The sequence below is a fragment of the Pandoraea sp. genome, assembly GCF_004297875.1.
In the GTDB taxonomy this organism is placed as follows: domain Bacteria; phylum Pseudomonadota; class Gammaproteobacteria; order Burkholderiales; family Burkholderiaceae; genus Pandoraea.
In genome coordinates, this window is record NZ_SCSK01000035.1 from 63,638 (window position 1) to 87,207 (window position 23,570).

Genomic DNA, 23,570 nt, shown 5'->3' on the forward strand with positions numbered 1-23,570 from the left:
GCCACGCGAATTATCCAGCTGCGGCCAGCGTGCGCCGGCTGAACCACCAACAAACCCCGGCGAACACCAGCAGGCCGAGCCATTCGCCGGCCGGCGCGAATCCGGGCCCCACGATCGCCAGCGGCGCGCTGCTGCCGCTGAACCCGATGACCCCGGCCAGTATCACGCCAACCAGGCTCTCGCCGACAATCAGCCCCGAGGCAATCAGCACACCGCGCCGGTTCGCGTGAGCGGCATATTGGTCATACGCAACACCGGCCGCCAGCGCACCGCGCCGCAAACGTCGTTCGAGCAACCAGGCGATGACCGCGCCGATCACGAGCGGGGCGCTGATGGTGGGCGGCAGGTAAATGCCGATACCCACGGCCAACACGGGCAAACGCGCCACGCCCCCGGTGCGCTCCTGGCGCCGCTTGAGCAGGAGGTCGACGACGATCAGCACCACACCGATCAACAACCCGGTCACGATCATGGTCCAGTTCAATTGGTGCGTGAAAATACCCGTGGCGATGGCCGTCATCAGCGTAGCCTGCGGTGCCGACAGCGCCTGCCCCGGGTCCATGCCGGCATGCGGCAGCGCGCCGGCAAAACCGTAGGCGTTATACAGCAGCACAAGAATCGGCGGAATCACCAGTGCACCCACCACGCAACCGATCAACAGCGCCACCTGCTGGCGCCAGGGCGTCGCGCCCACCAGCCAGCCGGTCTTCAGGTCCTGCAAGTTGTCGTTGGAGATCGTCGCCACAGCCACCACGGCAGACGTCGTGAAAATGGCCAGGGCGATCGCCAACCGGCTGCCTGCGGGGTCATGCAGCATGCCGTTGGTTTGCCCGATGGCCAGCAAAAGCAACGAGACCAGAATCACCGCAACGATCCCGATCCCCGAAATCGGACTGGCGGAGGAGCCCACCAGGCCTGCCATATAGCCGCACGCCGCAGCGATCAGGAATCCGAAGACGAACGCGAAAATCACGCCGTAAGCCACCAGGCTGGCGATCACTCCCGAGGTCAACGGTGCGTCCGAGAGAAAGGCGCCGAACACGACAGCCAGCGCGGCAACCAAGGCCAGCGTAATGACGATGATCCAGCGCGGCGACAGGTCGCGCTGGGTGCGGGCGCCGGCACCGTCGAGCCTGCCGGCCCCGCCGACATCGCGCAGCGCGGCAAACGATGTCCTGACGCCGGCCACCATCGGCTTGAAGAGCGTGATCAGCGTCCAGATGGCCGCAATGCCGATCACACCCGCGCCCAGAAACCTCACCTGAGTGCTCCACAGCCCAGTGGCGAACTTGGCGATCGACATGCCTGGCGGCAGGGTCGCGCCGGCGGTCAGGATCGGCACGGCAAGGCCCCATGAAATCAGCAGGCCGACCAACATCGCGATGCCAGCCACAATGCCGATCAGATAGCCGGCGCCAACCAGCGCCAGGGAGAAGCCCAGCGGCAGTCTAAACACCGCCGAGCCCACCGAGAACCAGCCGCTGATGCTGTCGGCAAAGATTCGCAGTCCACCGGTTGCAAATGCCATCAGCGCCGACACCACGCCGCCGGCGGCAATATCCCCGACGCCGGATCCAGCGGCCTTGCGTCCGGCGCTCGCTTTTGCCATAGCGGCCGAGGCGCCTTCCGTACGGGTGGCATGATCGCTGCCAATGCGCAGGATTTCCGCCGCCGCCACGCCCTCCGGATACGGCAGGTCGCTTTGCACCACCATCGCGTGACGCAACGGGATCGTGAACATGACGCCCAGCATGCCGCCCGCGGCGCAGATGCCGAAGGTCTGCCAAAACGGGAAGCCCTGCCAATAGCCCATCATCACCAGCCCCGGCAGGATAAAGATGATCGACGACAGGGTCCCCGCCGCCGACGCCTGGGTCTGTACCATGTTGTTTTCGAGGATGTTCGCGCTACTGAACATTCTCAGTACCGCCATCGAGATAACGGCAGCCGGAATCGCGGAGGAGAAAGTGAGGCCGACTTTCAGGCCAAGGTAGATGTTGGAAGCGGTGAATACAACGGTGAGCAACGCGCCCAGAACCATACCCCGCAGAGTCAGTTCGGGTAACGAAGTATCATCGGATATGCGATCGATAGTCATGCTGTGCACTCTGCATAGGATGAGAAGTGCACAGTCTACCGCAGCAAAAGCACCAACGCCGCAAACGAACGCGGCGATGCGCCCGCCTAGATTTCGATCTTGGTGCCGAGTTCGACCACGCGATTGGCGGGAATGCTAAAGAAGTCTGTCGGCTTCGCGGCGTTCTGATGCATCCAGGCGAAAATGCGCTCGCGCCAGATCGACATGCCGGGCAGCTTGGTCGGCACCACGGTCTCACGCGCAAGGAAGAACGAGGTATCCATCAGGTCGAACGCCATGCCGGCGAACTCTTCGAGCAAACGCAGCACATCCTTGACATCGGGCGTTTCATTGAAACCGAACGCCGCCACCACGCTGTACAAGCCGCCGCCGAGATCTTTCATCTCGATGCGCTCCGCGTCGTCGACGTAAGGCACGTCGAGCGTGCGGATGGTCATAAAGATCGTCCGCTCGTGCAAAATGCGATTGTGCTTGAGGTTATGCAACAGACTGACCGGCACCAGCGTATTGCCACCGGTGAGGTAAATAGCCGTGCCTTGCACCCGATGCGGCGGATGAGCGAGCAGTCCCTCGACGAACGGCATGAGGGGGATGCCATCGACCGCGGTGCGCTCGCGCACGAGCATGCGCCCCGTATGCCAAGTCACCAGCAGGAAGAAGATGAAGCCGCCGAGTGCCAGCGGCAGCCAGCCCCCCTCTTCCACCTTGATCAGATTGGCGCCGAAAAAGGCGAAGTCGACGATCAAAAAAACAGAGATGATCAGCGCGACCAGGAACTTGTTCCAGTTCCATACTTTGACCATCACCACGCAGGCCAGGATGGTGGTGATCACCATCGTGGTCGTCACCGCGATACCATAGGCTGCGGCCAGATTGGTCGAGCTCTTGAAGGCAAGCACGATCCACACGATCACGAACAACAGCATCCAGTTGATGACCGGCATATAGATCTGGCCGATTTCATGTTCGGAGGTGTGCTGGATTTTCATGCGCGGCACGTAGCCGAGCTGAATCGCCTGGTTGGTCAGCGAGAAGGCACCCGAAATCACGGCTTGCGAAGCAATCACGGTGGCAATGGTCGACACCACCACCAGCGGTATCAGCGCCCAGTCAGGCGCCATCAGGAAAAACGGATTTTGAACCGCCTTGGGGTGATTCAACAACAAGGCGCCCTGCCCGAAATAATTGAGCACCAGCGCCGGAAACACGAGGCCGTACCAGGCGAAGCGGATCGACCGGGCACCAAAATGGCCCATGTCGGCATACAGCGCCTCGGCGCCGGTCAGCACCAGGAACACCGAGCCCAACACGATATAGGCCTGCAGTGCATGACGCATCATGAAATTGATGGCGTAGTGCGGGCTCAGCGCCTTGAAAATTTCCGGCGCGTGAGCAATGTTATAGATACCCAGCACCGCGAGCAGCGCGAACCAGACCAGCATGATGGGACCGAACAGGCTGCCGACCTTGGCCGTGCCCGATTTTTGCATCCAGAACAGCGCGACCAGAATCGCCACCGTGATGGGGATCACATATTCAGACAGCGACGGTGCGGCGATCTCCAGCCCCTCGACCGCCGAAATGACCGAAATGGCCGGCGTGATGACGGCGTCGCCGTAAAACATGCAGGCGCCGAAAATGCCAAGCAGCATCAGGACGCCGGCGACCCGACCGCCTGCCCGCACACTGCGCAGACTCAACGCCATCAGCGCCAGGACTCCGCCTTCACCCTTGTTGTCGGCACGCATCACGAACAATACGTACTTGAGCGACACCACGATCACCAGTGCCCAGAACAGCAGCGAGATGATGCCGAACACGGAATCGTGGCTGAAAGGAATGCCGTGATGCGGGTCGAAACACTCCTTGAGCGCATACAGCGGGCTGGTGCCGATATCGCCAAACACCACGCCGATGGCGGCGATGATCACGGCGGGCAAAGCTTGCGGGCCGGGCCCGTGTCGTTGGGTTTGCGTCATGACAAGTTGGTGGTAGTCTATTTTGCACCGCACAAACGGCGCTATTCTAACCGCCCCCGCAGTTCGCAGCCACTATATATCAGCCCGACCGACGTCTGGAAACACTCACTCTGATACGACGCGGCGTTTGGATTCCTTCTTCGACGCAGCGTACGATTTATGCTGCTGAATGTCCTGCACGGCCTTCAGATCCGCCGAATCCTGCTGGCGCTCGAGCAGGCGGATTTGCCGCTGGACCTTGGTCAGCCTGGCCTGCGCGGCGTTGCGCTCGGCATCGAGAGCGGCGGCCTGCTCGGCGATTTCCTGATGATTTTGGGCCAGTGCGGCTTCCTGTTGGCGCTGGATGCTCAGGTCGGTCTGCAAACCAGCCAACCGGGTTTCATTGGCTGCGACCAACTGCGCGATGTGCGCATTTTGCGCGTCGAGCAGGATGCGGCGAATCTCCACTTGCGACAGTTTGACCGTCTGCTCCACGAAGTCACGGTAGAGCGCCTCGCTGCGCGCGGCGTCGGTCATCTTGGCCACGCGCCAGAACTGGCCGTCGTGAAACAACGCGACGTAGTAGGTCAGTGTGCTCGGATGAAACAGCAGGCTCGCCCCATATTTACCATTGTAGGTGGTGCGCAACTCGCTCAACTCATGCTGCTTGATCAACGTTTGCAGCTCCTGCACCGCGCCCGACGAAGCGGCCGGGGTGGCGGCGGCACTGGCGCCGGTTTGGGCCAGCGGCACGACCGTACTGCCCTGCGCTTGCGCCAACGGCACAACCGCGGCCCCCTGCGCCTGGGTGGCCGGCTGCGCCAGTGCCGCCAGGGGCACCGCCAACATCATGCAACCCAATACGCCGATTCGTCTGCCCATGCGCGCTGTTCCCCAAAAAGCACTCATCTGTTCCTGTTCCCTCGTTATCCGTTTATTTATTGGCATTGCCGCACCGCAAATGCGCGTGACGCCCACTACGTTTCAAACTCGTTCAATGTCTCGGCGTCGGCCCCGATGATCTGATACTTGCGCATTTTCTCCCACAACACCTTGCGGCTGATGCCCAGGGCATTCGCTGTGTCCTGGCGGCGCCAGCCATTGCCGTCGAGGGCGGACACGATGCGCTGGCGCTCGGCCAGGTCCCATCTCGATCGGTCCACCGGCTCGACCGGCGCCGGCTCGCGCGCCGATGCCTCCCGGCCTGCCCGCAACGCCGCCAGCGTAGCGAATATCTGTCGAATGCGCGACTCGTCCCAGACGCCGAGCTGACGATAAACGATCCCGACGCGTTCGGCAATATTTCGCAGCTCCCGTACATTACCCGGAAAAACCATATTTGCCACCAAATCCAGCACCCACTGTGGCGCTTGCGGCACACTTTGCCCCCCATCCGGCCCCGCGACCCGGCTCAAAAAGGCATTGAAAACGGCGATTTTATCGATTGCGCCGCGCTCCTCCAAGTTCGGGATGCGAATCTCGATGACGGCCAGCCGATAGTACAGATCGGCCCGAAAAGTCTCTTGACGCACCATTTCCTGAAGATTGCGGTTGGTAGCGGCCACCAGCCGAAAATCCAGCTGAATCGGTGCGGCCGAGCCCAGCCGCGTCACCGCGCTGTCTTCGAGCACGCGCAGCAGCTTGACCTGCTGGTACAGCGGCAAATCGCCAATTTCGTCTAGAAACAGCGTGCCGTCGTTGGCCTGTTCGAAATAACCCTTGTGAGCGTAGAGCGCGCCGGTAAACGCCCCCTTGGCATGACCAAAGAAATGCGACTCGAACAGGCCGTCGGGAATCGCGCCACAATTGACCGGCACGAATGCGCCCTGTCCGTAGCGCCGATGTTTTTCGTGCAGCAGCCGCGCGATACGTTCCTTGCCGACACCCGTCTCGCCATGGATCAGCACGTTCGAATCGCAATCGGCAAACGCATCGACTTCGCCCAGCAACGCCAGCATGGCCGGCGAATTCGCCACCAGCGGCTCGCTCTCGGCTACCTTGCCGTCGGCCGCCCGCAATTCCGCCGCAAGCTTGAAGATCAGCGTGCGCAGCTCGGCGCCGGTGAAATCGAGGGTCAGAATGTTCGAATACTCAGGCGGATACACGCGCGGGTCTTTCTCGCGCGGCGCAGCCGACACCCAAATCACCGGCATGCCCTGGCCGAGCTGCCAGTCGCGCGCCTTCAAGCGGCTGCCGTCGATATTGGTCACGCTCACCACCGCCAGCGCGGGACGCGCCACCGCTCGCTCCGGAAGCACCTCCAGACCGTCGGCGCGTATCACGTCGATGTCGAAACTCGCCAGGCAATGCGCCACCCGCTCGGCAATATCCGACTTGCCTTCCCATACAAAAACGTCGAGGTCGTCCAGCGGTGGCTTGATACTCATTGTTTTTCCATTCAATACACCAGTTGTACGTGATTGGTACCGCAATCGACCGACAGCAGCGAGACGTCCGTCACACCAATCTTGATACCCAGAATATCGTTGAACAGCAAATTCTGGATAATCGAACTCGACAGCGCGTTCAAGGTCGGCTGCAGTACTTGCAGCACGAGCCCCGACAAAGCGGTCAGCGCATTCTGCCCGCTATTGGCGCCGACGACCGGCTGCACGAACGTCACCCGGCACGCCTGCTGCGCCGACGGAATCAGTAGCGCGTCGCACGTTACGTCGCCCAGCAGATTGCCCAGGCCACCGAGCAGCGCATCGGCGGTGCCGAGCACATTGCTGACCAGCGCATCGACACTACTGACGGCCCCGCCGATGTTCAGCGTAAGCACATCGGTGAGCGTGCTGCCGAGACTGTTGGCCACGCCAGTGACCTGATTCTCGGCCGTGCTCAGCGATTGATTGATCTTGCTCAGTGTCAACGGATCGCCGTTCAAGGCGGTGACCAGATTGGTCGCCAACTGATTTTGCTGGCTGGTCGTCGCCACCGGATTGGTCGCGCCGATACCCTGCATGAGCGCGAGCAACAGTGCATTGGTCACGCCGCTGGCGGTCGTGCCCAGATTCACATTGGTATTGGTGGTTTGCGTCGTGCCCACCGCAAACGGCGGATTGGTCGTCGACTGCCCGAGCAGACTGAGATTGACCTCAGTGCTGACCGGAAAGCCCAGCACGGTCGCAATCGTCGCCGGGCCGGTCATCGTCGCGCAACTGCTTTGCGAATCGAGCACCCCATTCTTGAATGAGCCGACACAAAGGTTGGCCACGCCCGAGCTCACGTCGATTTCCGCCTCGTTGGCGGGCAGGCCCGCTTCGCACATATGGCTGAGCGTGCCGGTCGACTGCGCGACCTCGATGATCAGCGGCAAGTTCACGTTAATCAGGCTGCCGAGCAGCGGCACCCCGCTCGTACTGATATCCAGGCGCACGCGCACCTGCGCGTCGCTGGCGGTGGTGCCCACGCCACCGATGCCGATCGCCGGGGGCTGAATCACGCTGACGTTGGCGCTCACGGTGGAGCCCAGCACGTTCACATTGGTCGTCGGAATGCTCACGGCGCCGCTACCGGTCGCCACGCCCAGCATGGTGTTGACCAGATCCAGCACATTGACTTGCGCATTAAGCGCCGAGGCCACGTCGGGACTCCCGTTGGCCGAGGTAATATTCGCAAAGATGCCGGGCGTCGTGCCGTTACCCAGCAGTTGAATCGGCAAATTCAAGGCCGCCACGCCGAGTTCGGCCTGCAGGGTCGAGAGCGCGCTGACCGCCAGATTCGCGGTGCCATACTGGCTGATCACATAGGATTTGCTCGCATCGAGCAATTGCCCGATCGTCAGATGCTGGATGGTCGCCAGACTGTTCAGCGTAGCCACGTCAATGTTGGCGCTCACCGGAATGCCCAGTTGCTGGAGCAAGCCGGCTGGCGTGATATTGGCGTTGGCCAGCCCCGCATAGGACACCAGATCGATCGCCGTGGGATCGACGCCGATGTTGGCTAATAATTGCGGCAGCAACCCCGTGGAGTCCATGCGCAACAAACCGCTGCCCACCGTAAAGGCGGCTACCGGCGCCGCGCTGCGCGCCACTGCGTCGACCTGCACGACCCGCGTGCCAATACCGGCAAACAGCGAAGGTACGCTTTTGCTCAGTTGGACCAGCACCGCGTTCGCGTTGCTCGAACCCGCGGTGAAGCTGCTCAAGGCTCGGGCGCCAGCCGTCCACGTACCGCACTGGATCTTGTCCTGGCTCACTGTCAGGTAATCGGCGGCCGATAGATTGGCCTTCAGATTCGTTTGGACGCTGGCGGTAATCTGCGTGCAGTCCGGCAAGCTCTGCGCGCCGGCCAGCGCGGCCAGGTCAGCCACCTTCTGCAAATTGCGCTTGACGTAAAAAACGTATCCGGTGTCGATCGCCAACCCCAGAATCACCGCCACCATCACGAAAATCACCGAGACGATCGCCACCGACCCCCTTTGCCGACGCGGCAACGGCGATCCTGGCCAGGCTGACGAACGTGTTGAACTCGGCTTCACGGCGCCCCTTATCGCGACTGACTGCCGGAGGTGCCCGACACCTTGCTGCTGAAGAACTCGGGAATCGGGTGGCGGAAACTGTCGAGATAGCGCCGATAACTTGCGCTGGCCTCGGCGCCCAGCATCGGCAAGGCGGGTCCGGCCCATCGGCCATCCGCCTGGGCCTGCAACAGTTGCCTGGTCGTGCCGCCGAGTTCAGCATGGTGGCGCGGCGGCTGCGCGGGCGCGGCTGCGATCGGCGCGGCGGGGGGGCGCGTCTGCGTCTGCGTCGGCATTTGCATCATCGTGCCGGTCAACGGCGGTGCGGGCTGCGCCCATGCCGGCGCGCAGCCCAGCCAGGCTGTTGTCAGCAGCGCCATGCTCAGTTTGTTCAGGGGTGTGGTCATGAGTGCTGTCCTCTACCAGCGAGGTGAGTCGGTACGTTCGAGCAGCGGCGGCGTCGGTCCATCCCAATCCTGGCGGCTGCCACTCAACGCGTCGGCCACCCGGGTCGGGTGCGCCACAATGGCTGCCGCTGCTCGGGCGCGCCGCACCTGGGCGGCACGGCGAATACTGGCGGCCAGCCGTGTTACGGCCTCGCGGGTTGCCGGCGGCATATGAGATTTGTCCATCACCGCCCGGGCCTTGGCCGGCTCCCCGGACACGAGCAGATAAATCGCCAGGTTTGCGATGATTTTGCCGTTGTCCGGCGCCAGTTCGGCCGCCTGGGCCAACGGCACGCGCGCGCCGGCAACATCGCCCGTGCGCAGCAGGGCAAAGCCCAGATCGTTCAAGTACAGCGGTTCGGTCGGCGCGCGGGCCACCGCGTTGCGCAATGCGATTACGGCCGAGGGAAAATTCTTCGCGCCTGCATCGAGCAGGCCGAGGCCGTGCCACGCGGCAGCCGCGTCCGGGGTATCCAGCAATTGGTGGTAGACCGCGCGCGCGGCGTCGTTTTGCCCCGTCTCGCGCAGGGCATCGCCCTTCATCAACTCCACTGCGGGCGTCGTGCCGTACTTTTGCTCGTAGGCGGCAATGTGCGCCAACGCCGCAAAGTACAGGCCCTTGGATTGCATATCCCGGATCAGCGATGCGTAGACCACGCGATCGTTCGGCGCCGGTTGCTTGTCGGCGGCCTGCGCGCGCATCGCCGCCTCGACGTTGGCATGGGTCTGCGTCAGCCCGTAACCGCCGCCCGCAGCGGTGCCGCAACCGCCAAGTCCAGCCGCCAGCAATCCGGCAAGCAGCATGGGCAACATGCGCCAGCTATCGATCATCTCAAACTCCCAAGCGTGTGTGACAGCGACAGCACTGCGGGGCCGGCGATCACCAGCACCAGGGCCGGCAACAGCGTGAGCATCATCGCCAGCGTCATCTTCACCGTCAGCTTGCCGATGCGCTCCTTCATGGTTTGCCGCCGCTGTTCGCGCAAGCGGTCGCTGAATTGCTGCAGCGGTTCCTGCACCGCGCCGCCATGCCGCTCGACCTGCACGATCAGTCGCACCAGCGCTCGCAGATCATCGTTGTCATAGACATCGCGCAAGCGCGCCAATGACTGCTCGCGCGAGCGGCCGGTGGCATATTGACGATTGGCGGTTGCGAATTCGGCACCGAGAATCGGCAAGATCACATGAAAATCGTTGACGATCACGTACAGGCTTTGATCCATCGACAAGCCAACGCCCTGCAACAGACGCAGCAGGTCGATCAGCAACGGCAACTCGTCGATCACTTTCTCGCGGCGACGCCGGGCCCGCCCGTGCAGCACCAGCTTCGGCAGGATGAGCCCGACGGCGCCCGCCGACACCAGCCGCACCAGCATGTTCGCGCCGTCCGTATGCAGCCAGAACCACGTCAGCACCGGCAGCAGCACGGTCAGTGCGACGCGGGACAACAGGAATAGCGCCTGCCCGCGCGCACTGCCGGCGCCGCATTGCTCGAGCAACCGGCGATCTTCATCGGCGATCAGATACTCGCCCAGGCGCGTGGTCGACCAGCGCTGCCCAACCGACACCACCAACTGCTCGAGCCGGCGCGCGGCACGCGGTGGTGGCTCCGCCTGCACCGTCGGCGGCGTGGGTTCGCCCTGGCCGGCCGCCGCCAGGCGCGTCTCGCGCACAGCCAGCATGCGATCGATCACCTTGCTGCTGCGTAACTGCTGGTAGGCACGCATCGCGAGCGCGCCGCCGGCCAGCAACAGGCCGCCGGCCACCAGCAGCATTGCCAGCGCCAGCAGTTGGTGAGCCAGAGAGTGTTCCATGGTCGCCTCAGATCGACTTTGCCAGGCGGTACAGCAAAAAGCCGCCCAGCAGTTCCAGGCCGAGCCCCATCAACAGCATTTGCTGGCCCGACGAGGTGTAGAGCATGGGTTCAAAAAAGCTCGGATTGAGCATCATCAGAAAACCCGCGACGCAAATCGGCAGCAGCGCCAGCACCCATGCCGAGACGCGCGTCTCCGAGGACAGCGACGACAGCTCCTGCTGGGCCTGCTCGCGGTCGCGCATGAAGGCGGCCATGCGGGCAAGGATTTGATCCGCGCGCCCGCCAAAGCGCGTACTCAGATCGACGATGGCGGCAAACAGAAACAGCTCGTCGATGCGATGCACCCGCGCAACCTGAACCAGCGCCATGTCGAGATCCATGCCGGCCTGCACCTGCGATACCGCACGCAGCAACAGCCCCGCCAGCGGATCCTCGGTATTGCCTGCCGCCGTCTGGAAGGCCGATGGCAGGCTGTTGCCAACCGTCAGCAGCCGCACCATGCTGTCCAGAAACGACGGCAGTTGCCGCACGATCACCTGGTAGCGCTTCTCGGCCTTGAACCAAAAACGGAAATACACGAGCAAGGCATAGAGCCCGAGCGCCACTACCGCCGACAGCACGCCGCCGATCAGCAGGGCCAGCGCGGCGACCACCGCCGCCGGAACCAGCCACTGCGCGTAAAATCCCGCGCCCGGCAACACGCCGGCGCGCTCGAAAAAACCTTCCCAGGGGCGCGCCTGCTGACGCATGCGCCAGGCCGGCGCCGTTTGTGCGGCGGCCTCTTTCATTGGCACGCTGGCGGCGACCTGCCGCTCGATGAATGCTCGCGTGGCCTGGTGCTGCGCCTGCACAGTCGCGCGGCGCCATAGCTCCAGGCCGCCGCCGAGCAACAGCAACCCTGCGCAGCCAAGCCACAGGAAGATACTCATTTGTTGCGCCCCCGCCCGAAGAACCCGCCGCTGCCGCCACCATCCGGCGCCACAGATGGCGCGCCGCGCGCCAGCTCCCGAAAGCGCTGCAGTTTCGGCGAATGCGGCTGAATGCCAAGCGCCACCCAGCGATCCTTTTCCTCGCCGTCGGGCGCGATGTAAGCCTCGTGCCGATAGAGTTCCTGGGTCGAGATCACCGCGTCGCTCACGCCGGTGACCTCGGTGATCGATAGAATCCGCCGCCGTCCGCTCGAGAGGCGGCCGATCTGCACAATGAAATCGAGCGCGCTGGCGATTTGCCGGCGCAGGCTCGCCTCGCTGCCCTGGAAGCCGGCGAACCCCGCCAGCATCTCCAGCCGGTACAGGCACTCACGCGGCGAGTTAGCGTGGATGGTGCCCATCGAGCCTTCATGTCCGGTGTTCATCGCCTGCATCATTTCCAGCACCTCGGCGCCGCGCACTTCGCCGACGATGATGCGGTCCGGACGCATGCGCAAGCTGTTGCGAATCAGGTCGCGGATGGTCACCTCGCCGGTGCCTTCGTAGCCGCCCTGACGCGCCTCCATGCGCACTACGTGCGGGTGGGCCAGCGACAGCTCGGCGGTGTCCTCGATGGTCACGACGCGCTCGGTGCTCGGAATGAAACTGGCCAGCGCATTGAGCAGCGACGTCTTGCCCGAGCTGGTGCCGCCCGAGACCAGGATACTGCAGCGCGCCTTCACCGCCGCGTCGAGCAATGCGTAGATTTCCTCGTTGAAGCTGCCCAGTGCCAGCAAGTCGGCAGGCTTGAGCGGATCCTTGCGAAATTTGCGGATCGACACCACCGGCCCGTCCACCGCCAGCGGCTCGATCACCACGTTCAGCCGGCCGCCGTCGGGCAGCCGCGCATCGACCATCGGGTTCGATTCATCGAGCCGGCGGCCGATCGGCGCCAGAATGCGACGCACGATTCTCAGCAGATGCTGGTTATCGGCAAAGCGCACCGGCTCGTGCTGCAGCACGCCATGACGCGACACATAGACATCGTTGTAGCCGTTGATCAATATGTCTTCGACCAGCGGGTCGTTGAGCAGGTCCTCGATCGGGCCGAACCCCGCCAGCTCCTTGGTCAGCGCATCGGCGACCTGGCGCAGCTCGGACTCGTTGATCGGGATTCGACGCAGTCTGGCGAAGCTGTCCATCTCCAGGTCGACGAACTGCTGGATCGCGCCGCGCGTCCAGCGCCCGAACTCGGCGCCAAGCTCCTCGATACGGCTGAGCAGGTGCTCGTGCGCGGCATTCTTGATGTCCTGGAATTGTTGCGTCTGTGCAAACGCGCGGTTGTCGTCGGCAAATTCAATCGCATCGCTCATGTCGAAGTCACTTTCTCATCAATTTGCCAAGCCAGCGGCGACCCTGCGGCAGCTGAGCCGGGCCGGGGCCGGATAGTCGTTCGGCCAACGGTTTGAGGGCACGCACATAGGCATCCTGGGGCGCGGTCTCGCACGTCAATTTGCCTTGGTTGGCCGCCGCCAGCAGCGCCACCGGCCGGTCCGGCAAGACCCCGCACAGCGGCAACTCGAAGCGCCGCGCAATCTGGTCGGCCGCCATGCCGTAGCGCGGGTCGTAACGGTTGACCACCAATTGCATGGCGCTACGCGGCACGCCGCTCTCGTCGAGCTCGCGCAACAGCGTCGCCAGCGACACGATCGCTCCGACACTCTGGTCGGTCACCAGCCACACTTCGTCTGCCGCGCGGGCCAGGTTCGCGAGGAACGCCGTGTTGGAAAATCCGCCGAGGTCCGCCACCGTGACATCGAAAAAGCCGCGCAGCCGGTCCGTGAGCGCCAGTGCATCGGCATGCGCGACGCTGCGCATTTCAGCAAGATCGCGTGGCAGCGGCAACACCACGAAGCCGCTGCCATGGTGACCCATGGCGGTATGCACCAGCGTCTCGTCGAGTCGCCGCAAGTTAAGCACGGCTTGGGCAAAATTGAAGTCGCTTTGCGTGTTGAGATACAGCGAGCAATCACCGGCCGGCAGCCCAAGATCGAGCAGCGCCGCGTGACTGGTCAATGGCGCGCCCGTCGCCCCTGGCGATGACTCGCCGTGACTCTTGAGGCCATGCGCCTGCAGCATATGCGTCAAATGGGCGCTGAGCGTGCTGCAGCCGACGCCCGGGCGCACGCCCAGCAGCACGACGAACCGGCCGTGACGCAATGGCGCCGCCGCCGGCGCGGCGTGAACGCCTTCGAGCACGCGGCGCACCACCTCCAGCGCCTCGTCGGCACCGCGCGACATGTCGATGAATTCATGCACGCCGGCGCGCAAGGCGGCAACCGCACCCTCGGGGCATGTAGTCGAGCCGACGGCCACCAGCGGCAAGGCAGGCGCGCAACGCGTCAGCACCTTGGCCAGTTCGGTGGCGTAAGCAATGCCGTCCGCACCGCTCTGGTGGGACCCGGCGGGATCGGGGTCGCCCGAGAAATCGAGCAGCACCACCTGCGGATCGAGGTCCATGACGCGCTGCTGCAACAGCGCCGGTCGATCGTTCTCCTGCAGCAGGATGCCGGCGTCGCGCAGCGCGCCGGAGAGCCACTGGCCGTGCGCGCCGTGCGATGAGCAAAAGAGAAAACGATGCAGCTCGGTCATGGAATTGAGTATTTTGCTTGGAGCATTCATTTAAGTGCCCTCACACACCCCGCTACCGCATTTATTTCGAGAAACCCGGCACTTCCGAGGAGCCGGCCGCGCCCATCAGGTAATCGCCCCACACCGGACCGTTGTGCTGTTCGCGGTCCTGCCCGGGCAGCGGCAACGCCACTCCCTTGGCGATCGGCTTGACCAAATGCGGCGTAACGATAATCACCAGTTCCTTTTCATCTTGCGAATACTGAAGACTGCGAAAGAAAGTGCCGATAATGGGCAGGTCGCCCAGCAACGGCACCTTATCGACATTCGACATCGTGGTGCGCGAGACCAGACCACTGATCACGAAGCTCTCGCCATCGCCAAGCTCCACCGTGGTATCGGCCCGGCGCGTCGTGATGGCGGGAATCTGAATACTGTTGGTGGTAATCGCATTGCTGAAATCGATCTCGCTGGCCTCGGGCGCGACCTTCAAGGCGATGCGATCATTCGAGAGCACCGTCGGCGTGACCGTCAAGCCGATCCCGTAGGGCTTGTAGACGATATCGGTGGTACCCAGGCCGCCCGACTCGGGAATCGGCAGCTCACCGCCGGCCAGGAAACTGGCGCTCTGTCCGGACAGCGCCACCAGGGTCGGCTCGGCCAGCACGCGCGCGAGCCCGTTGCTTTGCAGAAAGCTCAGGTTACCGGCAAAGTGCAGCCAGCCGGAGGTAGGCGCGATCACCAGGTTGAAGGCGTTCGATAGCGGTCCGCCGCTGCCGCTGATGCCCGACGGGCCATTCTTGCCGTTGTGCTGCAGGAGGAAGCCGAAACCGGCTTGCTTGAGCGCGGTCTTGCTGAATTCGACGATCTTCACGTCGACCTGGACCACGCCGCCCGTGCCCACGGTCGAGGTGTCGAGCACGTGGCCCTTGCTGCCGGCCGCGTCGTCCGCAGCCGCGGCCGTACGCTGGTGCGACAGCATCGAGGATGCCTGCCCGCCGATCACCGCGGCGCCGTCGCTGACCGTGAGCGAGGCGCCGCCGCGCGCCTGTTGCGGCGACAGTGCCGATTCGAGCGCGCCGCGCACCTGCACGTGCCACACGCGAGTCGTCCCGTTGCGCTGCCACGCGGTCACCGTCGTGGTGCCGGCCTTTTTGCCGACCAGCAGCACGCCGCCACGCGCGCCGCCCTCGCCGCGCAGCACCAGCACGTCGGCCACTGCCGGATCAGCCACCGCGATGCGCGCCAGCCCACCCGGCAGCGGCAGTTCGCGCTGTTCATGCAGGCCCAGCACCAGCGTCGACGCGTCACCGCCGGCAGCAACGGCGCACCAGGCCATACCCATCAGCAGCATGCCGGCGAGAAATCTTGCGTAGCGTATCGGGCTCATCTTCATCGTGTCGTGGATCTTCCTGTCGTAGGTGCCGGTTGCATGTCGCGCGAGCTGGATTGACTCACTTGTTTCGGCTACCGAATCAATAAGGCTCCGCCTGCTGGCGCGCCCCCCGGATCACCTGCACGGTTCGTTCGCGCCGTGCTGCGCCATCGGCATGCACGGCCGGTGCCGGGAGTGCCGCGTCGCCCTTGCCCGACAACTGCCCCAGCGCCAGCCCCGCGAAGGCCCGGTTATCAGGGTTTTGCAGCGCCTCACGCTGCGCCGGATCGAGATTGTTTCTGGCCATCAGCACCGAAGCGGGCCGCGGAAACAGGGCGGGATCGGACACATCGTCATCGTTCGGCGCGCGCAACGCCAGCGTCAGCTTGCCGTTTTGTGCAGCCAGCACCAGCCGGTTGACGCCATCGACCGGCACCGCGAGCACGGCGGTGGACGCCGGCGCAGCAGCCGCGCCCTTCTTGGCATCGCCGTTGCGATTGTCGAGCGTCGCGGCGCCATAGGCCAGCACGCGCACCCGCGAGGCCAGCAGACGCGACTGGGTAACCGCGGCGTTCTGGCCAAGTCGCAGCGAGAAGAACACATCGACGTAGTCGCCCGGCTTGATACGGTTGCCCACGGCGGACAGCGCGTTGACCGGCACCGCCACGGCACGCTCGCCATCGGCCAATTGAGTCGCCAGGCCATGCGCCAGCGTGCCGGGCATGATCGGCGCGCCGGCGGCCACCGCCACTACCGGCACTTGTCCGATGACATCGGCGGCGTTGGCGTAACTGCCGGCCGGGGGATGGGTCATCGGGGTGAGCTTGAGCGCGGCGGCCGTGATCGGCACGCCCGGCGGCAGCGCTTGCGCCGCCACCACCACCGCGTGCTGCTCGGCCAATGCCGGCGAGCCCGCAAGCGGCGCCGGCGGCGCGTGCCGGCGCCCCAGGATGAGCGCGAGCACGGCAAGCGCCAGGCCGGCTAACACCAGCGCGGCAGCGATGATCTTGGTGGCTTTGTTCATGGATTTTTGTCGGGTTGGAAATCGCGGCGCGCTTCAGCCGCTCACGCACGTGCTGCCAGCGCCCAGATCGGAGGTGTTGAGCGTGACCGCCGCACTCGCATTCAAAGTCTGCGGTATCAGATCGCCCAGTCCCGGCCAATTCGCCACCAACTGCTGCTTGACCGACAGCGTGACGTGCAGGATGCATTGCGTCGGCGTGCTCGCGCTGGTGGTGCCGTCGGCGGGACACGGATACTGAGCGTCTTGCACGAACTGCGGCTGGCCCACCGGCACGGCCGGCCACGACAGGTCATTGCGCACCGCCTGGGTCGCCAGGTTCTCCCGGTCGGCCAGCGAGCAGCCACGCAGCGCGGCGCGAGCCCCCTCGGCAGTGGCTTGGGTCACCATTTGCTGCGCCAGCAGCGTGACGGCAAAGGCTACCCCCACGTAAAACGCCGGCAGCAACAGCGCCATGATGAGCATGAATTCGATGGCCGCGACCCCCCGTTGTTGGCGCGGCGCCTGGTGGCTAGTCGCCCCGGCCCGCTTTAGCGTGCACTGCATGTTCCTCCTCGAGCCCGCATTTCGTCACCGTCTCAAATGCTCGCGATCACCAGCGCCGAGAGCGCCAGAAACGCGGCGTACGGCATGCCGCGACGCCCCGCGCGCATCTGTCGCAAGCGCTCGCCGCACGGATGTCCGGCCAGCTTCGCCTCGACCAGTGTCAGCGCCGGGCGGCTGCGCGCCAGCCACAGCGCCACCAACGCCATGCCATTGAGCAGCGAGGCGAGCCCCCACACCGGCAGCAGCATGCGATAACCCAGCAGCAAGCCGATGACGGCAAACAGCTTGACGTCCCCTGCCCCCATCCAGCCAATCACCCAGAAAGGCAACAGTGCCAGCAAACCGAGGCCCAGACCAAGCAGATGTGCCGCGGCGCCTTGCCAGGAGCCCCCCAGCATCAGTTGCCAGGCCAGCCAGCCGCCTTGCAGCACGACGATCGCCACCAGTAGCGTGTTGGGCACACGGCGCGCCAGCAAATCGGTGCACAGCACCGGCACGCACAGGACGGTGAGCAACAGCAGTGGCACGTGGGAAAGCAAAGGCTTGCTCCGCCTGGCGTCGCAACTCAACCTCAGCCCGCGCCGGACGCACCCGCCGCGTTCGTCACCTTCGTGTCCACCAGGCCGAGCAGGTTCGTCAGCGTGCTGCTGAACTCGGTGTAGAAGACCGATCCGATGACCACCGCCACCACGGCGGCAAGCACGCCATACTCCAGCGTGGTAACGCCGTCTTCTTCGCGCAGAAACTGAATAATTTTGGTTTTCATGACAATCTCCTGTTCCAGCCCTACTGAAATTAAAACTTCCTTCGCCTTAATCAAGATGGCACGCACGACTGCCAACCCGACACGATGGGCACAGACGCGCTTCGCGGGTAACCATGGATTGCGCAGCGCCCGGCATGGGGCGCCTTTTGCCGGGCAAACGCGCCAGCAATCTCGCTGTTGATAATTTCCGGATACATTGGCCGCCCCGCTCCCTTCGCTTTCAACGCACGCCCGCAACAGGGCACGACGGAAGCAAGCGCATCCGGGATCGGCCTTTTTGCGGAATGACCCTTGACAGGGTTCTTTATTGACTGAATGTTTTAAATACCTGTGTCGGCGTTTTCTTGCAACTCTGAAATCAATTATCCATGTATTACTAAAGAATTCCTATTGAAGCTTTAGTCAAATGTAAGAATTCGTTAATGTAAGGCACGGCCCTACATTACTCCAAAATGTTTTTTGCGCAATATGCATTGGGGAAAATCAGGATAACCGAATGGCGCGCAAAACACGCGTTTTATCCCCGCATTTGAAGGTTTACCGCCGGCCCAATCCCCCCTAGCCCGACGTTCCTTTTCGACGCTTCTTTCGCGTTTCAAATCAAATTGTTAAATAACGCTGAGGTTCTTGACTTTTCCCCGCCGACTCGGCATCGGATGGGCTGAACGGCCCGCGCCACAACGATCCGCGCCAGACCTGGGTGTTACGTAACACCCCCCGTAACTCGTAACGTGTAACCCCCTTTTTTACACTGCACCAAGCCCTTGCCGAGTCATTTCCCGGATCGCATTTACTTCGAAATTGGAGATTCTTGAATTTCTTTTTTCAAATAAAACCAAGCGTTTGCGGTTGTTTAGAGTTTTTAATCTAATTCCCTGGCGCCACTCCGGCAGGGAGTTGGCATTGATATTGCTCTTCCCCTGTATCAGGACAGCAACACGATGGGGGAGACATGTTATTTCGCAGGACAAAACAATATGGACGCTCGATTCGCGCCGCGATGATTTATGCAGCGGCGCGCGATGCAGCCCAAGGCGATACCGAACGTAGTTGCGGGAGCCCAGGGAGGGGCGGATGCAAAGGCGGTGGCGTACGCGCCACCGCCGCTCCGTTTTTGCCCTGCGAGAAGCCCAGCGGCTCGGCAGTGCGTTTTTCACGGCAATTTTTCACGCCGCTCGGGCAACACCATTTCACTTACCACACCAGCCGAACAGCGTTGGCGCGCCTCGCGCTCGGCACGCGCTCGATCTGATCAATGGGGGAACGATCATGAACCATTTCAATATCAACAGGAAACTCGCCGTCGCAGCTTGCGCCAGCGCGCTGCTGGCCCTGGCCGGCTGCGCCTCGGATGGCTCGGGCACCATGAGCAGTTCGCTCGGCGGCGGTGGCAGCACGACCGGCGGCAGTCCCACCACGGGGGGCAACCCGGGCAGTAGCACCACCGGCACCACCACGCCAAGCGGTGGTGGTGGTGGTGGCACCAGCGCCAGCGTCAACCCCATCGGCACGGTGGCCAGCACCGCCGGGACCGGCGTCGTATCGCAGGCCGGTCAGACGGTCTCGGATATCGGCACGGCCCTTGGCACGGTTCCGGTACCCGGCGTGAGCACGCAAACGACCCAGGGCCTGAGTAACGCCGTGGTCGATACGGGGAACGCGGTTTCCGCGCTGGGCAACGGGTTGACCAACGGCGTTGGCCAACTTGGCGCAACGAGCGACCCCCTGAATCCGACCGTGGCCAGCGTTGGCGGCGCCGTAGCAGATCTTGGCGCCGCGGGGCAAAGCCTTGGCAGCGGCATCAGCGGCCTGGGGCAGAGCGGGCCGCTGGCAGCTACGCCGGTCGCGGGGCTGACCGGCCTGCTTGGCAGCACCGTGTCGAGTATTGGTCAACTGGGCGTCACCGAGGGCAACACCCTGACGCAGGCCGTCAGCTCCGGCCCTGTCGAACAGTTGACGACCGACCTCAGTCAAGCGATCACGCCGATCACTGCGACCGTCACCGGCACGACCCAGACCATCGGCAGCACTACCGGCCTTGGCTCGCCGGTCAATGGCCTGCTCGCGACACTGGGCGGCGCGGTCAATTCGGCCGGCATTCAATTGGGCGGCAGCGTCAATAACCCGATCGCCAAGGACGTCGGCGGCATCGTCAGCGGCGTGGGCAATACGGTGGCCAGCCTGGGAGGCGTCGTCAACGGCGCGGGCGGCTCGAGCGCCGGCAGTCCGCTCAGCGGCGTGCTCGGCAGCCTCGGCGGCTCGCTGGGCGGCGCCACCGGGGGTAGCGGCAGCGGCCCGCTGGCGCCGGTCACCGGACTGGTCGGCAGCCTGACGGGCGCGCTTGGCGGCGCCACCGGCAGCAGCCCGCTGGCCCCGGTGAGCGGGCTGGTGAACAGCCTGACCGGCGCACTCGGCGGCGCCGCGGGCGGCTCGGGCAGCAGCCCGCTGGCACCGGTCACCGGACTGGTGAACAGCCTGACTGGCGCGCTCGGCGGCGCGGCGGGTGGCACCGGCAGCAACCCGCTGGCGCCAGTCACCGGGCTGGTGAACACCGTCACCGGCGCGCTTAGCGGCGCAGCGGGCAGCACGGGCAGCACCAGCCCGCTGGCGCCGGTCACCGGGCTGGTGAGCAGCGTCACTGGCGCCCTCGGCAGCGCCACAGGCAGCACAGGCAGCACGGGTAGCAACCCGCTGGCGCCGATCACCGGCTTGCTCGGCAAGCTCTAACCCAATCTCAAATTCATCGACATATTTTCGTATTCAAGGACATCAGGAGACCATCATGATCACGACTTCCAAAACACTGCTCGCGGCCGCGGCCTGCGCTACTTTCGCCCTGAGCGGTTGCGGCGGCGGCGGCGGCGGCGCGGCCGACACCACCGGCAGCACGACCCCCAACGCGATTGGCACCACCACGGGCTCGCTGGGCGGCGTCGTCAGCAGTGCCGGTAACGCTGTCACCGCGCTGGGCAAACAAGCGGCGAGCACCAACCTGCCGGTCGTCAGCACGCAAACCACCCAGGGTCTTGGCAACTCGCTTGCCTCGACCGGCACCGCCGTGTCCGACCTCGGCACCGGGATCTCGAATGGATTGGGACAACTCGGCGCGTCGTCCGACCCAGTGGGAACCACCGTGGCCAGCACCGGTAACGTGGTGACTGACCTGGGCAACGCCGGCATCAATCTGGGCAGCGCCGTGTCCGGCGTGGGCCAAAGCGGTCCGTTGGCCAATACGCCAGTGGCGGGCCTGACCGGCGCGCTCGGCAATGTTGTCAGCGAGGTCGGCCAGGCCGGTGTGGCGGGCGGCAGCATTCTTGGTCAGTCAGTGGCCGGCGGCCCGGTCAAGCAATTGACCACGGCGTTGAGTTCGGCGGTCACACCGATCACCGACACCTTGGCCAACACGACACAGACGGTGGGCGGCACCACCGGTCTTGGCAGCCCTCTGGCGGGCCTGCTTGGCACTGTGGGCGGCGCGGTCGCCACGGTCGGTCAGCAAGTGACCGCGTCGGCCCCGGCACCGTTCGTTGGCGACTTGGGCTTGACCGTCGGCGCGCTGGGCAATACGGTGGCGAGCGCTGGCGGTCTGCTCAACGGCAGCACCGGCTCGGGTAGCGTGAATCCGCTCGGCGGCTTGCTCGGCAACTTCGGAGGCAGCTTGAGCGGCGGCGGTAGCGGCACCACGGGCAATCCGCTGGCCCCGGTGACCGGCGCACTCGGCGGTTTGGGCGGCGCCGGCGCCAGCGGTAATCCGTTGGCACCCGTGACCGGCCTGCTCGGCGGGCTGGGCGGAGCCGCCGGTAGCGGCGGCAGCAGCCCGCTGGCGCCGGTGACGAGCCTGCTCGGCAGCACCGGCGGGTCAGGCGGCGTTGGCGGCCTGCTCGCCCCCGTCACCAGCTTGCTGAGCACGCTGGGCGGTGTAACCGCCACCAAATGAGGGGGAACAGATCATGGCTCGCTATGCCCACGATATCGGCGCTTTCTTTAGCGGCCATGGCGACCTCGCAAGCGGCGCCGCGGACTCCGTGGCGCCGTTCGAGGCGACCGTTTCGCCGTTTTGCTCATCCGTCCCCACTATGAATGACCGACAATCGAATCGCGGCGACCTGCTCAATGGCATTGCCCGCTCGCTGGGCCGCCGTCTGAGCGTCTATACCGCCTTGTATCACGCCGCGCTGGCCGACCAGTTGGGGCTGAACATGACGGACCTCAATGCACTCGACTTGATTCTCGAACTGGAGTCGGTCACCGCGGGGCAATTGGCCGAGCTCATGAGCGTAAGCTCCGGCGGCATCACGACCGTCATCGATCGACTGGAGCGCGCCGGCTTCGTCGAGCGCGAGAAGGATCCCAGCGATCGGCGCATCGTAGTGGTCCACCCGGTCGCAGAGCGCTGCGAGGAAATTTCGCGTTTCCTCTCATCGATCACGCGCGAGATTACGGCCATCAGTGCGGCTTACGATCACAACGAACTCGCGGCGATTCACGATTTCCTGGTGCAAAGCATCCGGACGCTGAAAAGCGAAACGCTTCGGCTTCGCATCGAGTCGCATCAGAACGGGGCGGCCAACGCTCGCAAACCCAAGGGGGAACCCAAAAGCAAGTCGTCGCCATGAGGCAGGCTTGCCCCGTTGCAGTTTGCCGGATGGGGGGTGTCGGTTATCGGGCATGAAACAAAGCGCCCGCCATTCGGCGGGCGCTTTATTTCGTCGTGCGAATCGTTGAAATTACTGTTCTCGGATCCAGGTCTGCGTGCGCCCCAGCAGTGAAATGCCGAGGTAGCCGCGCACCTTCAGCTTCTGCCCGCCGTCCACGACTTTGAGCTTGCAGCTATAGTTCATGCCGTTTTCCGGATCGAGGATATGGCCGCCATCATAGACGTCGCCATCCTTGTGAATGCCCTCCATGATTTCCATGCCGAGCATCTTCTGGCCCTTGCGCGCCCCCGTGCAGGCGGTGCAAACGCGATTCGGATCATCGTTGGGTTCGAGCCCCTTGATAATGGTGCCTGTGTATTCGCCGTTTTGCTCGACGATCTTGATCAACGCCTTGGGCTTGCCGGTCTTGTCGTCGATCGTACGCCACACGCCCACCGGGCTGTCGGTTGCCTGAGCCCAGGTAACCGCGCCACTGCCGATCAAGGCTGCCGCCACTGCCAGTTGCATGCCGGCGCGGCGCGCTCGGGTGCTTGAAATCGAGAAACGCATCATGTCTTCCTCCCAATTGAATCGAATGATTTTGTAGGGTGCCGCATGCGATACGGCACCATCGTCAAGAGTACGACAAGATCGGCGCAATGTGCAGAGGAAGGGCTCTAGTCGAGACCCGTCGCCGGCAGTTCATGCCCCCACCCTGCGCCCTCGCGGCGGGGCACCCCGATGGCGAGAATCGATCGACTCGCGGCGATAAACGAGACCGCAGGGCTTCACGGCTGATTCGGCGACTCCGGTCGCCAGAGGGCGAGACGGCCCGGATATCCCGATGTTCAAGAGATTACTCGGCCCGAGGTCCGACATGAATACCCAGGCAAGCGCGGAGCATTC

Annotated in this window: 20 protein-coding genes; 3 read left to right on the top strand and 17 right to left on the bottom strand. The window is 64.1% G+C overall.

All coding sequences use genetic code 11. The features are described 5' to 3' along the window. Nucleotides 1-10 precede the first annotated feature (10 nt). From EPN80_RS09505 to EPN80_RS09580, 16 genes are all read right to left on the bottom strand, one after another. The gene (locus tag EPN80_RS09505; protein WP_293026131.1) at nt 11-2,098 is read right to left on the bottom strand and encodes an OPT family oligopeptide transporter; all 2,088 of its coding nucleotides are present in this window, start codon (nt 2,096-2,098) and stop codon (nt 11-13) included. 86 nt (nt 2,099-2,184) lie between these two features. Continuing rightward, nucleotides 2,185-4,077 (bottom strand): potassium transporter Kup, encoded by a 1,893-nt coding sequence (locus tag EPN80_RS09510; RefSeq protein ID WP_293026132.1) that lies wholly within the window; start codon nt 4,075-4,077, stop codon nt 2,185-2,187. Nucleotides 4,078-4,182: 105 nt separating this feature from the next. Then, a complete protein-coding gene (locus EPN80_RS09515) occupies nt 4,183-4,938 on the bottom strand; it encodes a DUF2968 domain-containing protein (protein WP_293026134.1) in 756 nt (251 codons plus the stop codon). A 95-nt stretch (nt 4,939-5,033) separates the two neighbouring features. Next, nucleotides 5,034-6,443: a sigma-54 dependent transcriptional regulator gene (locus EPN80_RS09520; protein ID WP_293026136.1), complete on the bottom strand. Its 1,410-nt coding sequence runs from the start codon at nt 6,441-6,443 to the stop codon at nt 5,034-5,036. 11 nt (nt 6,444-6,454) lie between these two features. Next, nucleotides 6,455-8,494 (bottom strand): TadG family pilus assembly protein, encoded by a 2,040-nt coding sequence (locus EPN80_RS09525; protein WP_293026138.1) that lies wholly within the window; start codon nt 8,492-8,494, stop codon nt 6,455-6,457. Nucleotides 8,495-8,547: 53 nt separating this feature from the next. Continuing rightward, complete coding sequence (locus EPN80_RS09530) at nt 8,548-8,925, bottom strand: DUF3613 domain-containing protein (RefSeq protein ID WP_293026140.1); 378 nt, start codon at nt 8,923-8,925, stop codon at nt 8,548-8,550. Between the two features lie 12 nt (nt 8,926-8,937). After that, nucleotides 8,938-9,795, bottom strand: coding sequence for a tetratricopeptide repeat protein (locus EPN80_RS09535; protein WP_293026141.1), 858 nt, complete (start codon nt 9,793-9,795; stop codon nt 8,938-8,940). Then, on the bottom strand, nt 9,792-10,778 hold the full coding sequence (locus tag EPN80_RS09540; protein WP_293026142.1) for a type II secretion system F family protein: 987 nt from the start codon (nt 10,776-10,778) through the stop codon (nt 9,792-9,794). Before EPN80_RS09540 ends, EPN80_RS09535 begins: the two co-directional genes overlap by 4 nt. 7 nt (nt 10,779-10,785) lie before the next feature. Next, a complete protein-coding gene (locus EPN80_RS09545) occupies nt 10,786-11,709 on the bottom strand; it encodes a type II secretion system F family protein (RefSeq protein WP_293026144.1) in 924 nt (307 codons plus the stop codon). Then, nucleotides 11,706-13,061, bottom strand: a complete 1,356-nt coding sequence (locus EPN80_RS09550; protein WP_293026146.1) for a CpaF family protein — start codon at nt 13,059-13,061, stop codon at nt 11,706-11,708. Before EPN80_RS09550 ends, EPN80_RS09545 begins: the two co-directional genes overlap by 4 nt. Nucleotides 13,062-13,068: 7 nt before the next feature. Next, nucleotides 13,069-14,370: a pilus assembly protein CpaE gene (locus tag EPN80_RS09555; RefSeq protein WP_293026148.1), complete on the bottom strand. Its 1,302-nt coding sequence runs from the start codon at nt 14,368-14,370 to the stop codon at nt 13,069-13,071. A gap of 31 nt (nt 14,371-14,401) precedes the next feature. Next, nucleotides 14,402-15,709, bottom strand: a complete 1,308-nt coding sequence (locus EPN80_RS09560; RefSeq protein ID WP_293026150.1) for a type II and III secretion system protein family protein — start codon at nt 15,707-15,709, stop codon at nt 14,402-14,404. 85 nt (nt 15,710-15,794) lie between these two features. Then, nucleotides 15,795-16,718: a Flp pilus assembly protein CpaB gene (cpaB, locus tag EPN80_RS09565; RefSeq protein ID WP_293026152.1), complete on the bottom strand. Its 924-nt coding sequence runs from the start codon at nt 16,716-16,718 to the stop codon at nt 15,795-15,797. Nucleotides 16,719-16,751: 33 nt separating this feature from the next. Further along, nucleotides 16,752-17,261, bottom strand: a complete 510-nt coding sequence (locus EPN80_RS09570) for a TadE/TadG family type IV pilus assembly protein (protein WP_293026153.1) — start codon at nt 17,259-17,261, stop codon at nt 16,752-16,754. A 32-nt stretch (nt 17,262-17,293) separates the two neighbouring features. After that, nucleotides 17,294-17,800: a prepilin peptidase gene (locus tag EPN80_RS09575; RefSeq protein ID WP_293026155.1), complete on the bottom strand. Its 507-nt coding sequence runs from the start codon at nt 17,798-17,800 to the stop codon at nt 17,294-17,296. Between the two features lie 32 nt (nt 17,801-17,832). Continuing rightward, nucleotides 17,833-18,027: a Flp family type IVb pilin gene (locus EPN80_RS09580; RefSeq protein ID WP_293026157.1), complete on the bottom strand. Its 195-nt coding sequence runs from the start codon at nt 18,025-18,027 to the stop codon at nt 17,833-17,835. A gap of 1,269 nt (nt 18,028-19,296) precedes the next feature. On the opposite strand from EPN80_RS09580, the gene EPN80_RS09585 reads away from it, so the two are divergent. From EPN80_RS09585 to EPN80_RS09595, 3 genes are read left to right on the top strand one after another with little or no spacing between them, the layout of a single operon-like run. After that, nucleotides 19,297-20,754, top strand: coding sequence for a collagen-like triple helix repeat-containing protein (locus EPN80_RS09585; protein WP_293026159.1), 1,458 nt, complete (start codon nt 19,297-19,299; stop codon nt 20,752-20,754). 55 nt (nt 20,755-20,809) lie between these two features. Next, the gene (locus tag EPN80_RS09590; RefSeq protein WP_293026161.1) at nt 20,810-21,964 is read left to right on the top strand and encodes a collagen-like triple helix repeat-containing protein; all 1,155 of its coding nucleotides are present in this window, start codon (nt 20,810-20,812) and stop codon (nt 21,962-21,964) included. 13 nt (nt 21,965-21,977) lie between these two features. After that, nucleotides 21,978-22,643: a MarR family transcriptional regulator gene (locus tag EPN80_RS09595; RefSeq protein ID WP_293026163.1), complete on the top strand. Its 666-nt coding sequence runs from the start codon at nt 21,978-21,980 to the stop codon at nt 22,641-22,643. 111 nt (nt 22,644-22,754) lie between these two features. Here EPN80_RS09595 and EPN80_RS09600 read toward each other — a convergent pair whose 3' ends face one another. Beyond that, nucleotides 22,755-23,234 carry a DUF2147 domain-containing protein gene (locus EPN80_RS09600; protein ID WP_293026570.1) on the bottom strand — a complete coding sequence of 160 codons (480 nt, stop codon included), beginning with the start codon at nt 23,232-23,234 and terminating at the stop codon, nt 22,755-22,757. Nucleotides 23,235-23,570: the final 336 nt, after the last annotated feature.

Coding starts and splice junctions, on each gene's coding strand:
- EPN80_RS09505 (WP_293026131.1), bottom strand. CDS start 2,098: ATGACTATCGATCGCATATCCGATGATACTTCGTTACCCGAACTGACT.
- EPN80_RS09510 (WP_293026132.1), bottom strand. CDS start 4,077: ATGACGCAAACCCAACGACACGGGCCCGGCCCGCAAGCTTTGCCCGCC.
- EPN80_RS09515 (WP_293026134.1), bottom strand. CDS start 4,938: ATGGGCAGACGAATCGGCGTATTGGGTTGCATGATGTTGGCGGTGCCC.
- EPN80_RS09520 (WP_293026136.1), bottom strand. CDS start 6,443: ATGAGTATCAAGCCACCGCTGGACGACCTCGACGTTTTTGTATGGGAA.
- EPN80_RS09530 (WP_293026140.1), bottom strand. CDS start 8,925: ATGACCACACCCCTGAACAAACTGAGCATGGCGCTGCTGACAACAGCC.
- EPN80_RS09535 (WP_293026141.1), bottom strand. CDS start 9,795: ATGATCGATAGCTGGCGCATGTTGCCCATGCTGCTTGCCGGATTGCTG.
- EPN80_RS09540 (WP_293026142.1), bottom strand. CDS start 10,778: ATGGAACACTCTCTGGCTCACCAACTGCTGGCGCTGGCAATGCTGCTG.
- EPN80_RS09545 (WP_293026144.1), bottom strand. CDS start 11,709: ATGAGTATCTTCCTGTGGCTTGGCTGCGCAGGGTTGCTGTTGCTCGGC.
- EPN80_RS09550 (WP_293026146.1), bottom strand. CDS start 13,061: ATGAGCGATGCGATTGAATTTGCCGACGACAACCGCGCGTTTGCACAG.
- EPN80_RS09555 (WP_293026148.1), bottom strand. CDS start 14,370: ATGAATGCTCCAAGCAAAATACTCAATTCCATGACCGAGCTGCATCGT.
- EPN80_RS09560 (WP_293026150.1), bottom strand. CDS start 15,709: ATGAGCCCGATACGCTACGCAAGATTTCTCGCCGGCATGCTGCTGATG.
- cpaB (WP_293026152.1), bottom strand. CDS start 16,718: ATGAACAAAGCCACCAAGATCATCGCTGCCGCGCTGGTGTTAGCCGGC.
- EPN80_RS09570 (WP_293026153.1), bottom strand. CDS start 17,261: ATGCAGTGCACGCTAAAGCGGGCCGGGGCGACTAGCCACCAGGCGCCG.
- EPN80_RS09580 (WP_293026157.1), bottom strand. CDS start 18,027: ATGAAAACCAAAATTATTCAGTTTCTGCGCGAAGAAGACGGCGTTACC.
- EPN80_RS09585 (WP_293026159.1), top strand. CDS start 19,297: ATGAACCATTTCAATATCAACAGGAAACTCGCCGTCGCAGCTTGCGCC.
- EPN80_RS09590 (WP_293026161.1), top strand. CDS start 20,810: ATGATCACGACTTCCAAAACACTGCTCGCGGCCGCGGCCTGCGCTACT.
- EPN80_RS09595 (WP_293026163.1), top strand. CDS start 21,978: ATGGCTCGCTATGCCCACGATATCGGCGCTTTCTTTAGCGGCCATGGC.
- EPN80_RS09600 (WP_293026570.1), bottom strand. CDS start 23,234: ATGCGTTTCTCGATTTCAAGCACCCGAGCGCGCCGCGCCGGCATGCAA.